The organism is Arthrobacter sp. 135MFCol5.1 (assembly GCF_000374865.1).
GTDB lineage: Bacteria > Actinomycetota > Actinomycetes > Actinomycetales > Micrococcaceae > Arthrobacter.
Map to the genome: position 1 here is coordinate 95,262 of NZ_KB895460.1, position 13,754 is coordinate 109,015.

At 62.2% G+C, this 13,754-nt stretch carries 12 protein-coding genes; 7 read left to right on the forward strand and 5 right to left on the reverse strand.

The features are described 5' to 3' along the window. Positions 1–14: 14 nt before the first annotated feature. A complete protein-coding gene (locus C563_RS21350) occupies positions 15–458 on the reverse strand; it encodes an SRPBCC family protein (protein WP_018762720.1) in 444 nt (147 codons plus the stop codon). Then, positions 451–807 carry an ArsR/SmtB family transcription factor gene (locus tag C563_RS0114135; protein ID WP_018762721.1) on the reverse strand — a complete coding sequence of 119 codons (357 nt, stop codon included), beginning with the start codon at positions 805–807 and terminating at the stop codon, positions 451–453. Before C563_RS0114135 ends, C563_RS21350 begins: the two co-directional genes overlap by 8 nt. Positions 808–1,124: 317 nt before the next feature. On the opposite strand from C563_RS0114135, the gene C563_RS21355 reads away from it, so the two are divergent. From C563_RS21355 to C563_RS23045, 3 genes are read left to right on the forward strand one after another with little or no spacing between them, the layout of a single operon-like run. Beyond that, the gene (locus C563_RS21355) at positions 1,125–2,810 is read left to right on the forward strand and encodes a Mu transposase C-terminal domain-containing protein (protein WP_043424229.1); all 1,686 of its coding nucleotides are present in this window, start codon (positions 1,125–1,127) and stop codon (positions 2,808–2,810) included. Beyond that, positions 2,804–3,721 carry a TniB family NTP-binding protein gene (locus C563_RS0114145; RefSeq protein ID WP_026264844.1) on the forward strand — a complete coding sequence of 306 codons (918 nt, stop codon included), beginning with the start codon at positions 2,804–2,806 and terminating at the stop codon, positions 3,719–3,721. The genes C563_RS21355 and C563_RS0114145 overlap by 7 nt, the downstream gene beginning before the upstream one ends. Next, complete coding sequence (locus C563_RS23045) at positions 3,718–4,647, forward strand: TniQ family protein (protein WP_081624180.1); 930 nt, start codon at positions 3,718–3,720, stop codon at positions 4,645–4,647. Before C563_RS0114145 ends, C563_RS23045 begins: the two co-directional genes overlap by 4 nt. Here the strand turns inward: C563_RS23045 and C563_RS0114155 are convergent. Beyond that, complete coding sequence (locus C563_RS0114155; RefSeq protein WP_018762725.1) at positions 4,619–5,218, reverse strand: recombinase family protein; 600 nt, start codon at positions 5,216–5,218, stop codon at positions 4,619–4,621. The two genes, C563_RS23045 and C563_RS0114155, sit on opposite strands and share 29 nt — an antisense overlap. A 274-nt stretch (positions 5,219–5,492) precedes the next feature. On the opposite strand from C563_RS0114155, the gene C563_RS0114160 reads away from it, so the two are divergent. Continuing rightward, the gene (locus C563_RS0114160; RefSeq protein WP_155845186.1) at positions 5,493–7,364 is read left to right on the forward strand and encodes a hypothetical protein; all 1,872 of its coding nucleotides are present in this window, start codon (positions 5,493–5,495) and stop codon (positions 7,362–7,364) included. Positions 7,365–7,707: 343 nt separating this feature from the next. Here C563_RS0114160 and C563_RS0114165 read toward each other — a convergent pair whose 3' ends face one another. Beyond that, the gene (locus C563_RS0114165) at positions 7,708–9,204 is read right to left on the reverse strand and encodes an AAA family ATPase (protein ID WP_018762727.1); all 1,497 of its coding nucleotides are present in this window, start codon (positions 9,202–9,204) and stop codon (positions 7,708–7,710) included. 249 nt (positions 9,205–9,453) lie between these two features. Here C563_RS0114165 and C563_RS21360 point away from each other — a divergent pair, with 249 nt between their 5' ends. The 3 genes from C563_RS21360 to C563_RS0114180 all read left to right on the forward strand — a co-directional run bounded on the left by C563_RS21360 (position 9,454) and on the right by C563_RS0114180 (position 12,334). Beyond that, on the forward strand, positions 9,454–10,071 hold the full coding sequence (locus C563_RS21360; protein ID WP_018762728.1) for an RNA polymerase sigma factor: 618 nt from the start codon (positions 9,454–9,456) through the stop codon (positions 10,069–10,071). 215 nt (positions 10,072–10,286) lie between these two features. Beyond that, positions 10,287–10,865, forward strand: coding sequence for a hypothetical protein (locus C563_RS22235; protein ID WP_223914782.1), 579 nt, complete (start codon positions 10,287–10,289; stop codon positions 10,863–10,865). Between the two features lie 299 nt (positions 10,866–11,164). After that, positions 11,165–12,334 carry an ABC transporter substrate-binding protein gene (locus C563_RS0114180; protein ID WP_018762730.1) on the forward strand — a complete coding sequence of 390 codons (1,170 nt, stop codon included), beginning with the start codon at positions 11,165–11,167 and terminating at the stop codon, positions 12,332–12,334. A 140-nt stretch (positions 12,335–12,474) separates the two neighbouring features. On the opposite strand, the gene C563_RS0114185 is transcribed toward C563_RS0114180, so the two are convergent. Then, the gene (locus tag C563_RS0114185) at positions 12,475–13,689 is read right to left on the reverse strand and encodes a sensor histidine kinase (protein ID WP_018762731.1); all 1,215 of its coding nucleotides are present in this window, start codon (positions 13,687–13,689) and stop codon (positions 12,475–12,477) included. Between the last annotated feature and the right edge of the window lie 65 nt (positions 13,690–13,754).

Here is a 13,754-nt window from a genome sequence, read left to right on the forward strand (position 1 = left end):
GTAGCTGTCCGCACTCATCGGTGGGCTCCGGCGTGCTGTGCCAGGTAGGCCTCGAAGCGGTCCAGCGAGGTGAGGAATCCGGCCTGGGCGGCGGGATCGAGCATTGGCTCCGGAACGTTCGTTTGTTCGATGTCGACTTGGGTGCGGCGCGTTCCCAGCTCGGTGAAGGTGATGGTCACGGTCATCCCCGAGTGGTCCTCAATCCACGACAGGCGCTCCGGCGGGGTCACCTCAACGTACCGTGCGCTGGTCGGGTAGGTGCTGCCGTCGCGGTCGTTGACCATGACGGTGGTGAAGGCACCCCCGACGCGGGCATCCACGGTGATTGTGTCCAAGGGCGTGGTGACGCCGGCCGGACCCCAGAAGTGGGTCAAATGCTCGGGTTCGACCATGCAGCTGAAGACCAGTTGCCGTGGCGCCTCGAAGATGCGGGTGAAGCGGAGGGTGTTCTCATTCATGGCGGTCTCCATTCGGGGGTTCGTGCAGGTTGCGGAGGTGTTGGTCGAGCTTGTCGAAGCGCTCGGACCAAAGGCGCCGGTTCTCCTCGATCCAGCCGGCAGCGACATCGAGGGCCTGCAACTCCAGGTGGCAGGGGCGGAACTGGGCTTTCCGGCCTCGACTGATCAATCCCGATCTCTCGAGAACCTTCAGATGCTTGGAGATACCCGGAAGGCTCAAGTTGAACGGTTCCGCCAGTTCGTTGACGGTGGCGTCGCCGGCGGCGAGCCGGACCACGATGGCCCGGCGCGTCGGGTCGGAAAGCGCACTGAACATCGCGTCGAGCCGCTGATCTTCCGCAACTGTCATGCGGGGCTCCAGAATTTCTCCATCCCAATATTTTACTTATTAGCTAATTAACCGTCAAGCAAAATAACGTGGCCTCCGGGCTGGCGCTGCCACCCGCAAAAGACGCTGTCGATTTCAGAAGCTGATTACACAGATGTCAGAAGTCCTGTTCACATGGCACTGTTGGAGGGCCTGAATCCGCCGTTGTCAGAAGCTGATTGCGCAAATGGCCACACCATTGCAGATCTGCGCATATGACTTGTGACCTATAGCTGGGCGACATATCCCTGCACTAAGGTGCTTCTGTTCGGTACTCCTGTTCCCAAAGGGAGGCGGCAATGGAGGCTGATGCGGACCGCATTGTTGCCGATGGGCAGCTGACAATGTCAGACGCTGCGTGGGAACAGGCCAAGAATCGCACCATGGTGATCGGTGCGCTGGCGAAGCGTCGCGTTACTGGGATTGCGGCCGCTGACGAAGCAGCTATAAAGCTTGGCGTTTCCCGGCGCCGTGTTTATTTATTGCTTCGCCGCTACCGCCAGGGCTCAGGTCTTGTAACTGATCTCGCGCTTCATCGTTCGACCGGCGGCAAGGGTGGAAACCGTCTGCCAGAACAGGTTGAGGACATTGTGCGCGGCCTGATTCGCCGTCGGTATTTGACTCGACAGAAGCTGAGCGTGGCGGCATTGCATCGGGAAATTATCCGGGCCTGTGCGTTGCAAGGAGTGCGGGCACCGAGCAGAAACACAGTCAGCCGTCGCATCTCACTGTTGAACCCGGTTGAGGTTGGACGTCGTAGGGAGGGCCCGGATGCCGTGAGGCCCCTGCAATCAGCCGGTGGTGAGGTGCCGACGATCAGTTCGATCCTGGAGCAGGTTCAGATCGATCACACGGTTATGGACATCGTCGTCGTGGACGAACGCGAGCGTCGACCAATTGGCCGCCCATATTTGACCGTTGCCATCGATGTCTTCAGCCGGGCTCTTGTCGGGCTGGTCCTCACACTGGAACCGCCATCGGCAGTCTCGGTCGGGTTGTGTCTGGCTCACGCTGTTGCCGACAAACGTCCCTGGCTGGAGCATCTCGGCGTCCATGCTGAGTGGCCAATGAGCGGCAAGCCCAAGTCGCTGTTTCTGGATAACGCGGCAGAGTTCAAGAGCGAGGCGTTGCGGCGCGGCTGCGAGCAACACGGCATCCGTTTGTCCTATCGTCCCCCTGGGCAGCCCCACTACGGAGGCATTGTCGAACGCATCATCGGCACGGTCATGCGTGAAATTCACGAGCTCCCCGGCACGACCTTCTCGAGTCCGGTAGAACGGGGTCGGTATGACTCGGAAAAGATGGCCGCACTGACCTTGCGCGAGCTGGAAAAGTGGCTGGTGCTGGCCGTCACCAGCTATCACGGCAGCAGGCACGGCACTCTCGGCCAAACGCCGGCCGCTACGTGGGCGGCTGGCATCGCTGCCAGCGGCATACCCGCAACTACGGCAAATCAGACGGCATTCCTCGTGGACTTCCTCCCGGTCATCCGCCGCACGCTGACCCGCACGGGTTTCCTCATCGACCACGTCCACTACTTCGCCAATGCCTTGAAACCATGGATCACCCGACGTGACTGCCTGGGTAAATTCATTATCCGACGCGATCCTCGGGACATCAGCAGAATATGGGTCCTGGAACCGGACGGTCGTAACTATGTGGAGGTCCCTTACCGGTCGATCTCCAACCCTTCCATCAGCCTCTGGGAACACAGGCAAGCTCTGAACCAATTACGCGCACGCGGCGCAGCCCAAGTGGACGAAGCAATCCTGTTCCGAATGGTCGAGCAAATGCGGCAAGTCAGCGAGACTGCCGTGAACACGACCAAACGCCTGCGGCGGGAAACAGAACGCCGCAAACAGGCCAAGGACCCACACCACCTGGGCATCCAATCCACCCAAGTCCCACGCGCACTAGAGGTGCCGGCCGACGTCGGGCCGGAAAAGGCCGCCGTTCAACCCTTCGAGCAAATTGAGGAATGGTAACCGTGGATACAGGCGAGCGGCAGGATCCGGCGCATCTTCATCCTGCAGCACGGGAACTTTCACAGCTGCCAACGGCAGAGCGTTTGCAGCGCATCCGCGCGGACCGGTGGATCGGCTATCCGAAGGCCCGTGCCGCTGTAGAACGCCTAGAGGTGCTCTTTGGCTGGCCGAGAAAACAGCGGATGCCCAACCTCCTGCTGATCGGACCAACGAACAATGGCAAGTCCATGATCATCGAACGATTCCGGCGGACGCATCCCACCGTGACAGGACCCGCCGGCGAGAACATACCCGTTTTATGTATGCAGATGCCAGCAGAACCATCAGCGCTCCGGTTCTACACGGCCCTGCTGTCGGCGATAGGCGCGCCATCACCCCCGCAACGGCGCCTCCCCGAAGCTGAACGCCTGGCACTTTCACTCCTGCGTGAGGTCGAAGTCCGAGTACTGGTGATCGACGAGATCCACAATGTCCTCGCTGGACGAGGTGAAAAGCGACAGGAGTTCCTCAATCTGTTGCGGTTTCTTGGTAACGAACTCCGCGTTCCCCTGGTCGGCGTCGGGACCCGCGAGGCCTACCTTGCGGTCAGATCCGATGACCAGTTGGAAAACAGGTTTGAACCGTTCATCCTGCCGCTCTGGGAAGTGGGCAACGAAGCCCGGTCGCTGCTGGCCAGTTTCGCTGCTTCGTTTCCCCTGCGCCGGCCTTCTCTGATTGATACCGAGGACATGACCCGGTATCTGCTCGCACGCAGCGAAGGCACGATCGGGGAACTGGCACGCTTGCTGACGGCCGCGGCCGTCGCCGCGGTCGAGACAGGCGAAGAGAGGATCAATCACCGGACCTTGACCCTGGCCGATTACCTCGGTCCCAGCGAACGGCGCCGAATTTTTGAAAAACAACTGCTGTGACCGCTGCCCGACGCTGGCCAATCCATCCCCCGCCCGGACCAACTGAGGCTCTGACGTCATGGCTCCGGCGCATCGCATCACGTTACGAAGCCGATCTCGACGACCTCGTGACTGACCTGGGGTTTAGGCCGTCCGCCGCTGGCGACCTGGACGCCTGCCCACCCGACGGGTTTGCTCGCGCGCTATCCGAGCGAACCGGGCTGGAGGTAAAGCAGATACAGAAGATGAGCCTCAACGGCTGGTCACCCCGGCTGATTGACCCAAATCGACCAGGCCCTGACACGTTTCCGCTCTATAACCAGCAGTTCTCTGTGCTGCTGGGGGTCGGAAGGCGGCGAGTCAGAGAGATCCCTACCTGGCTTCCCTGGCGTTCAACACGCCCGGCGTTGCGGGCATGCCCTCAGTGCATCGCCGCATCTCAACCGCCGTATCCCTACCAATTGCTGTGGCTGCTTGCGATAACACTCAGCTGCCCCTTCCATAAATGTCTCCTCGAAGTGCGCGAAAACCCGGTCAGCCACTTCGCGGACTGGGATCACAAGCCGCCGGTCCCGAAACCAGCGTCACCGACGGTCCTCACGATGGACACCAGGACCTGGCAAGCCATGGCTACAGGTTTCACCGACCTACCGGGGCGCCGGATCCACGCCGAAACGTGGTTCCGCCTCCTTCGGACAATCATTGACGAGCTGGAGGCGACCATAACCGAGTGCACGACCGCGGCGCGCATGATCACCGGGATTTGGAAGACCGCCGGATATTCGGCGCGTGTGGGCCCCCTGAGTTGGCAGCCCCACGAAAGCTATCCGCCCGACGTTCAGGTCCGTGCCCTTCAAACAGCCGCGACGGCCATTCACCTGCTCGAGCGGGGAACACTCACCGGTCGAGGTCCAGACGCTACGTTTTTCCTACCTTTGAAGTCCTGAGCGCCCGCGAACGTCGATAGAAAGATGCCCTGGACATGCCCAGGTCGCGGGCGACTTGGGCAGCAGGTTCGCCGTCCTCAACCAATCGGAGAGCGGTGCGGATCTGGCTCTCCGTGATCCGACGGGGCCGCCCACCCAAGTCCCTGCCTGCTTCTCGCCTTTTGCTGATGGAGTCATTTATCCGTTCGCGTTTGATCTCGTGTTCCATTTGGGCCAAGGCGGCCATGACCGTGAAGAGCATCGACCCCACAGGTGTGGAGGTGTCGACATCGCCTCCGCCCAGATTTAGAACGCGCAGCCCCGCTCCCCGGCCGCGGAGTTCGTCAGCGAATGCGAGCATGTTCTGCGTGGATCGCCCGAGCCTGTCCAGAGTTGTGATGACGAGGGTGTCACCCTCCATCAATGCGCCGAGAGCCCGGTCGAACTGTGGCCGCGAGGCCCGCGCTCCGGAGACGCCGCGGTCGATGTAGAGATCATCGCTTCGAACACCGGCCGCCAACAGGTCCGACTGCTGCCGGTCCGTCGACTGTTGACGGGTCGAGACACGCGCGTACCCGATAAGTTTCGTCAAGGCCTGCCCCTATGTGTCTCATAACTAATGGTTAGTACACCAATTCAAGCAGGCGGTTTCGAGACATAGTTATGAGAATCGCCGGGTGAAGGGAAGTCGCGAGATTTCCTAGGAAGCAGTAGCTTCGAGGACGGACCAGTGAGACGTCTCGTATCCCAAGGGTTATGAGACGTCACCCACCAGGGCGGCCGACAAGCGTGAGCGCGCCGAGTCCCGGTTGGGTTGGGCCGTGGATTCGATGCCAAGATGAACTCACTCAGCGATCGGAGATGAAGTGGCGCGTGTGCGGCCGACGGCAACCGTCAGTGACTGGCTTCTATCGGTGGCGGAAGTTCTTCCCCTTCCACATCGGGCGGTCCCCCCATACACGCTTGGTGAAGCGGTCGCCGAACTCGGCGACTACGCTCAAGTGGTCGATGCTTCCGAGTGGAATCGGGACCGGCCGACGAGGAAGAATCGCCGTTCCCTGCAAATTGAGATTCAGGCACAATCTGGAGCGATCGGGGGGCGGCTTGGGGCTCTAGTCGCTCATCTGCTGGACGATCTTCGCGATGACGCTAACCAAGAAGCCGTTGTTACGGCAACTACAAAATTCGGTGAGGTCTGGCACTCGGATATAGCGGTCACTGATGCGTTTGGTGATCTTAGCGCCGCAGCGAAGATGGGGACGACTAGTGCTGCATTGCGCCGGCTGGCGGCTATCGTTACTTCTCAGGTTGGCCCTTCCGCCCGCGGCCCCTTCTCCGTACTAACCTATGCAGCCGATGCACTCGTCAACACCGAGGACCAACTGGCTTCGGAGTCCGTCGGCCCGCTGCCTGGCCCGCTGACCGAAGAGCGCCGATTTGAAATGGCGAGAGAAATCCTTGTTGCTCCGCCGGTGGGTCAGGTAGTGGTGTGGACGGTCTATTCCCGTGCGCTTCTCTGGGGGATGCGGGAGGTTATTGGACCGATGACGTTCCTGCGAGCAGATTGGGCGCTTCCTAACGCTTTCGAGCACAAATGGCACGACTTTCCGGAACGCGAAGAATTGCGCGAGCTTCGCGAGAACGTCCACTGGCTCGACGACCTCCACAGCGAAGCGCTGGAGCAGGGAAACAGGCTCACCCTTGTACGCGTCGATCTCGGGGAACGGCAGGTGGCCGGCGCGGCCGATGAAGCCAGACGGCGAATCGAGGCGATAGTAAGCATCGCTGTCGAGGCAGGCGGCGTCTCTTGGCAAAATGCCGGTGCAACGGCCGTCCTCCTTGACGGAAAGGCTCGCATCTCATCGGGGGGAATCACTGTTCGCCAGACTCGAACCGCCGACGATGACAGTTACGGGATCGGTGGTACAGGCAAGATCCTCAGCACCGTGGCGGACGAGTTTGCCGATGTCCTGGCGAAAGGGCCTATGCCCGAGCAGTTGGTTGAGGCGCTTACGTCGCTCCGTGAGGCACGGATGACTGATCACCGGGACGTTTCCTTCTACGGAGCCCGCCGCGTCACACCGCGGGTAGCGACAGCGCTCGAGGACCACGCGATGGAACTCTTCGCATCCGCACTAAAGGTGCCTGCGTCAGAGTTGGCCACCGCCCTCCAACGCCGAGAAGCCCTAAGGCAGGCTGACGGTCGGATCGCTGCCCAACTGATGGCTCCTTTGGACGAAGTATGGTCACGCGGACCAAACGCAGGCCGAGATCAGCTCGAACGGAAAATTTCCTCATACAGCAGAGATGGAATCCGCTTAGTATCCGTCGCGAAGGCTGTTGCACTCCAAGATGAAATCCGCGCACTTCCGATGTCCGAACTCAAGCGCGCAGACTTCGAGGATGCCCTTGCAATCTGCACACTTCCCGACCGGGAGCGGCAACTGCTTGACGAGACGTGGCGCGAAACGGGCTTGCTCCGTGCTCGGCATCGGCGGGTTCGAAACGCGGTCAACCACGGCCTGCCGCTGAATGAGGTAACCCTAAACAGCATCCGTAACTATGCCGAGTCCACCTCGAAGATCGCTCTGGATATTGCCCTCACCTGGTTCAAAAACGGCGAGTCGGGTGCGGCCCTGATCCAGCGAGAAGAGAAAGCCTGGACCGAACGAATAGATCGGATCAGCTCAGGCCTGAGCTGCGTGGACGAAGACGCCCGAAACAACGAAGAATCGTAATCTTGACTCCAACAAATTCGTGCCGTGGCATGTGACGTCGCCGTCGTGAGCAGTGTGGGACTTCCCTCCCTTTCCTGTATTCCATAGGTTAGCGGTCCCACGTGGGCTACAGGCTGCCGCCCTCCTGGCCACCTACGCCCAGGCGTAGCCGCCGCAGGACAGATTTGTCGCAGTGCCGCCGGATGCGTAACCGAGGGAACCTCGGCGATCCCGGCCATCGAACGGTCGGGTCCCAGGGAAGTGGGACATCCTGTACTAGGTCCGTGTCGCGAAACCTTGCCGCCTCGGATCCCCAGCGTTCTGTGGCGAATCGATCTCCACATAGGCTTCGATATGTTGGCTGCTACGCGGATGGAATGTCCGTTCCAGGAAACACGGGCCCGCTAACGCCCTGTCCGTCCGAACGAGGTCCAGATAAGCCCTGCGCATCGGAACTTTTGAGGCCGGTGTTCTCGGGCCCGTCGGCCAAGCTGCTGCCCAGCAGACTTCGGGTGAGGGCCTCGCCGTCGGCCATCATTCCATCCACCGCTTTTTCGAGGTGCCCGTCGGCAACCTGAACGCCCTCCAAGGCAGCCGCGACCACAGCGCGCCGGACCAGTTCGCGGGCAAAGGACGCCGTGGTCCCTTCGGTGCGCGCCGCCGCATTCCTGACGGCATCGGGGGTGAAGGGAATCCGCCTGGCGTACAGATTCACAAGATCGACGCGCTCTGCGGATGCCGGGAGTGGAATCTCCACAGCCAGATCCACTCGGCCCGGCCGCTGCGCCAGGGCACGTTCCAGCATATCTACCCTGTTTGTGGTGAGGACGAAGGCAACGTCGGCGTCGCTATCCAAGCCGTCCATGGCATCCAGCACTTCGAACAGCAGCGGCTGCGGTCCGTGCCCGAAGCTCCGGTCCTCGGCAATAAGGTCGCAATCTTCAAGAACTACGATGGAGGGCTGCAGCGCACGGGCCATCGCGGCAGCCTCGGAGATCCTGGCTAACGATCCACCGGACAGAAGGATGGCGGTGGTTCCCGAGCTCTGGCTGAGAAGGTAGCGCACGGTGTGTGTTTTGCCCGTCCCGGGCTTGCCGTAAAGCAGGATGCCCCGCTTGAGATGCTGCCCGTATTCGTTGAGTGAATCCCGGTGTTCGGCGATGCCGAGTGCGTGGTCCGATACCTTCTGCAGCAGGCCCTCGGGCAGAATGACCTCGGACGCTGAGAGTGACGGCCTGGCATGGAACGTGACGCCGGCAGCGCTAGGACCGTACTCACCCATGACCAGTGAAATGATTTGGCCCTTCAGGACGCTGCGGTGCTGCATTCGTCGGCGGAACTCGGCGAGGAATTTCGCTGCATTGCCCGTCTCACCGGCTAGGACTTCGAGGGAAGCCGACTGCCGCCCGTACCGCGGGTTAGCGTCCCGCTGGAGGACGGCTACAGGGCTTCCCCCATGGCTGAATAGCCACAGTCCCAGGGCTACCGCCTGCCGCTGTTCGTCGGGTCCCACGGCCAGGTTCTTGTAATCGGGCTGCGACAACGGGAACTGCGGATAGAACTGGGAGTGTTGCAGCATGTCGCTTAAGGACTGGTGATGGCGCTGGTCTCCGCCGCCAATGCCGACGAGACGGGAGTCCCCGCTCTCGCCCGCGATCTCGGTCATGAGAATGTCAGCATCCACGAACCGGTGCGGCGGTATCTCCTCCACCACCACGGACAATGATTCGGCGGGAACCGCCAAGTGGTCCGTGAGTGCGGTCAGCAGTTGCGTTCCGGCCTGCACGCGATGCTGGCCGGACTGTGCAAGCTGCACGAGTCGGGCAAAATCGTCGATGAACTTCCCCAAGTTTTCATCCATGCGCAGACCCTACCAGCGCCCGTGGCAGAATACGGGGCCAAAGCTTCAGGACGTCCAGGAAGCTTTCCTCTCTGGGATGGATATGCCGTCGCGTCCTGCCTCTGTAACGCGCGGAGTCAGAATGTCTCGAAACCATTCCGCCTTGAAACCCTAGGGATGCAAAACCGCTCTGGATTCCATGCCCAGAAGATGCTCTGTGATTTTTCTGGTTCCGTGTAACCTTTTCGGCTGTCCCGGACAATACAGGGCATGGGGAACCTTGAAAGTGACGAGGACAGCCTTTGGTCCCGCAGCCTGGGCGGTGACGGCGAAGCGTTTGGTGTCCTGTACGACAGGCATCGTGACAGAGCGTTCCGTCATGCTTACCGGCTCGCGGGAAACCATCACGACGCTGAAGACATCATGGCGGCCGCTTTTCTTGAGCTGTGGCGGCGGCGCGCCAATGTCCGTGTCGTCGAAGGGTCTATCCTTCCCTGGCTGCTGGTTACGACGACGAACATGGCCCGGAACAACGGGCGAGCTGCCGCCCGCTACCGGAAGCTGCTGGACTCGCTGCCGCGCACCGAAGAGTCTTCACTGCCCCTGGAGGCTGACTTCTTCGCCGACCAGCAAGAGAGCCTGGACAAGGACTTCTCCCAGGCTCTCGGCACACTCAACACCACGGACCTGCACCTGGTAAGTCTGGTCGTTTTCGAGGACTACCCCCTCACTGCCGCAGCAGCCGTTTTGAACATGACTCCCGGCGCGGCCAAGACACGCATGCACCGGGCGAAGCAACGGATGAAAGCCGCACTCTGCGGCAATAGCGGCGCGGGCGCTCCTGCGCACGGCAAAGCAACTTCAGTCTTGGAAGGAGAACGGTCATGAACCAGTTCCATATCGACGACCGGTTCAGCAACGCACTAAGGGCAGAGCTAGTTTCGCAGGTGGCTAAGGAAGCGCCGGCTGCGAAACGGAAGCGCAGCAGAGTGTGGCTTAGTTCCGGGGCCCTGGCCGGAGCAGGACTGCTTGGTGTTGGAGCGGCAACGGCAGGACTTTTCTTGCTGCCTGGAGGGGAAAAGGTGACACCGTTGGCATCGCCCGTGACCACTACCTACACCGGCACAGCAACGGTTGAACTGGGTAAGCCCCCTGAGGGAACCACGGGGATTCAAATGGAATTCTGGTGCCTGACCCCTGGCTGGTTCGAGTTTCCAGACGGCGCAGCCAGTAGCTGCTCGGACGAGGATGCGGCCAGCGACAGACAGGGTTGGAGCGGCTACACCATCAGTCTTGCCCCCGGCCAGGACAGTGTCACGATCAAAACTGACCCCCAAGCCCGCTGGCGGCTCACCGCCAAGTATGTGAAGCAGGAGCGGACACCGCTGGGTGTCAACGCCAAGGGTGAAACCTACGGAGTCGAAAGCCCCGAAAACGGAACCCCCGACCTGATCGCGGTCATGGCCACCAACGGGCAATCGGGGTACGCCTACGCCCGCGACCTCAACGGAGGCCCGATGCCCACCAGCCCCGAAGACGCCGCCAAGAACTTCAGCACCCCGCGCCCTCCCCGTGAGATCCCGGTCTTCGAAAGCGATGGAGAAACCCGGGTAGGCGTCTTCATGGCGTCAGGCTCTGGAGGCGGAATACCTGCTTACCCGTCACCGTCTCCAAGACCATGACAGGCATACGATTCAGCGCTTGCGAATTGTGAACAGGAGTGCAGAGCAAAAGGGGCACTTGTGCACAGGAGTAGCGGGCAGCCTCTGATCACAACCCGTCTTCACAAAGCCCGGAATTCAGCGGGACGTTGTGCAGTCAGCTTCTGAAAACGACAGACGCTTCACGACGTTTTTTGACGCCTCGCGACGCCACGTTGCGCGTTCGCGTCGCCGGGTGAACCAGTACGACACGAACGATTGTGGGCCTGGTGGGCGCTCCGTAACCTCGTCTCAGCATCCGCCCCAGCAAAGGAATCCCCATGACCAACCCGCAGGACAACGGTCCGCAGAAGTCCACACGCATCGTGGCCGGCCAGTCAGCCAAACCCAAGCGCCCCCTGGGCCTGAAAATCGGCATTGCCGCCGCAATCCTGGCCCTGGTTGGCGGTGGCGCCGCCGTCGCCTCAGCCGTCAACACTGGCGCCCCGGCCGCAACCCCGGAAAGCGCCCCGGCCGGCAATCCGGCAGCTGAGCTGAAGCTGGGCTATTTCGGCAACGTCACGCACGCCCCGGCCCTGGTGGGCGTCAGCAAAGGCTTTATCGCCGGGGAACTGGGCAGCACCAAACTCAGCACCCAGGTCTTCAATGCCGGTCCGGCCGCCATCGAAGCCCTGAACGCAGGCGCCATCGATGCCACCTATATCGGCCCCAACCCGGCCATCAACTCGTTCGTCAAGAGCCAAGGCCAATCGGTGAGCATCATCGCCGGAGCTGCCGCCGGCGGGGCGCAGCTTGTGGTCAAGCCGGAGATCACCTCCGCCGCAGACCTGAAGGGCAAGACCCTCGCATCGCCCCAGCTGGGCGGCACCCAGGACGTCGCCCTTCGGGCCTGGCTCTCGTCGCAGGGCTACAAAACGAATGTGGACGGCAGCGGCGACGTCGCCATCAACCCCACCGAGAACGCCCAGACGCTCAAGCTGTTCCAGGACGGAAAGCTCGACGGCGCGTGGCTGCCCGAGCCTTGGGCCTCCCGCCTGGTGTTGAACGCCGGCGCCAAGGTGCTGGTGGATGAAAAGGACCTGTGGGACGGCTCCCTTTCGGGCAAGCCGGGCGAGTTCCCCACCACCATCCTGATCGTCAACCAGAAGTTCGCGGCGGACCACCCGGACACCGTCAAGACGCTGCTGAAGGGCCACGTGAAATCGGTTGAGTGGCTCAACAACGCCTCTGCCGCCGACAAGGCCACGGTGATCAACTCCGCCTTGAAGGAAGCCGCCGGCGCGGAGCTGAAGCCGGATGTCATTGACCGGTCCCTGAAGAACATCGTCTTCACTGTGGACCCGCTTGCCGGAACCTACCAGAAACTGCTGGCCGACGGCGTGACCGCCGGTACCACCAAGCAGGCCGACATCAACGGCATCTTCGACCTGCGGGCGCTCAACAGCGTGTCCGGCGAGAAGACCTCGGCAGCCGGGCTCGGCAAGGAATAGCTCCTACCCTTGATTGCTCCGCAGGTGTTGTTTTGTGCACCTACAGCGACTCCTGCGGAGCGCCGTTCACAGCGCGGGGCCGCCCGAACCAGGACGACGCGGCGCCCGCGCAAGGAGGGCTCCCCGCAGAGGGCAGCCGGTTAGCTGCCCGGTCCCAGGTGAATGGTGACGACGGTCCCTGACTCGGGGGCGGGACCGAGGTCAAGTCGTCCGCCGGCCGCAGCGGCAATCCGGGCACAGGTTGCCAGGCCCAAGCCTGATCCGGGCGGGTCACCCTGGCGGTCAAGGCGCACCAGCGGATCGAGCACGCGTTCGCGGTCACCGGAGGCGATGCCCTTGCCGTTGTCGATGACGCGCAGGACCGCACCATCCTCGCCACGGTGGCCGGTAATGTGGATGACCGGCGGGACGCCAGGCCGGCTGTAGGCCAGGGCGTTGTGGATGAGATTCTGCAGGAGAACCCGGGTCTGGACCGGGTCCGCGGTAAATAGCAGCTCCCCCGAGTCCACGGACGCTCCCGACTCCTCCACGGCGGTGGCCAGGTCCGCGACGACGTCCCCCACGAGATCCGCCAGGGAAACCGCGGCCGGCTGCAGGTCACCGCCGATGGTGGCGAAAGCCAGGACGTCCTCGACCATCGCCAGCATACGCCGGCCGGTCCGGCCCACGATGCCCAGGTACTCCGGAAGCCGGGCGTCGTCGCCTGCTTCTGCGTCCATTTCGCCCAGTTCCACGAATCCGAGGATCGAGGTCAGCGGGTTGCGGAGGTCGTGGCTGATCCTGCCGGCAAACTCCGCCAGGAGGGTGTTGCTCCGCTCGGCTTCGGCCAGCGCATCAGCCAGGCGGCGTGCGCGGCGCTCCAATTGCAGGACGTCGACGATTTGGGCGGCGAGGATTTCAAGGCCGCGGAGTTGTTCGCCGCTGAGCCGGCCGGTTTCCCGGGCGCCGGCACAAAGGGTGCCAAGGACAAACCCGTCGTCGGTCACCAGCGGAATGGAGGCATAGAACCTGACACTGCTGCGCCGGCCGTCCACGTAGGGGTTTTCGCGGTACCGGGGGTCCAAGGAAGCGTCCTCGAGGACGGTGGGTTCACCGCTAAGGAACCCCACCGCGCACATCGAGTCTTCCCTGGTGCACAGATACGGTTCCATGCCCGCGGTGGCTGCCTGGTACTGGAGGTCTTCGGTGATGATGTTGATGGCTGTCACGGGCTGGCCACAGACCGTGCGGGCCAGTTCAACAAGGTTCTGCAAGCGTTCCGACGCAGCCGGAACGTCGACATGTCCGTCCGGGCCTGGAATGGGCAGTCCGGTTCCGGCAAGGACCGCGTCTCGGACCATCTCGTTCACCGTCATGGCCTGCGCGCCTTGTTATCAGCGCGCGCGAACCACCGGCCATCCGCGCGCGCGGTGGCCAAGCC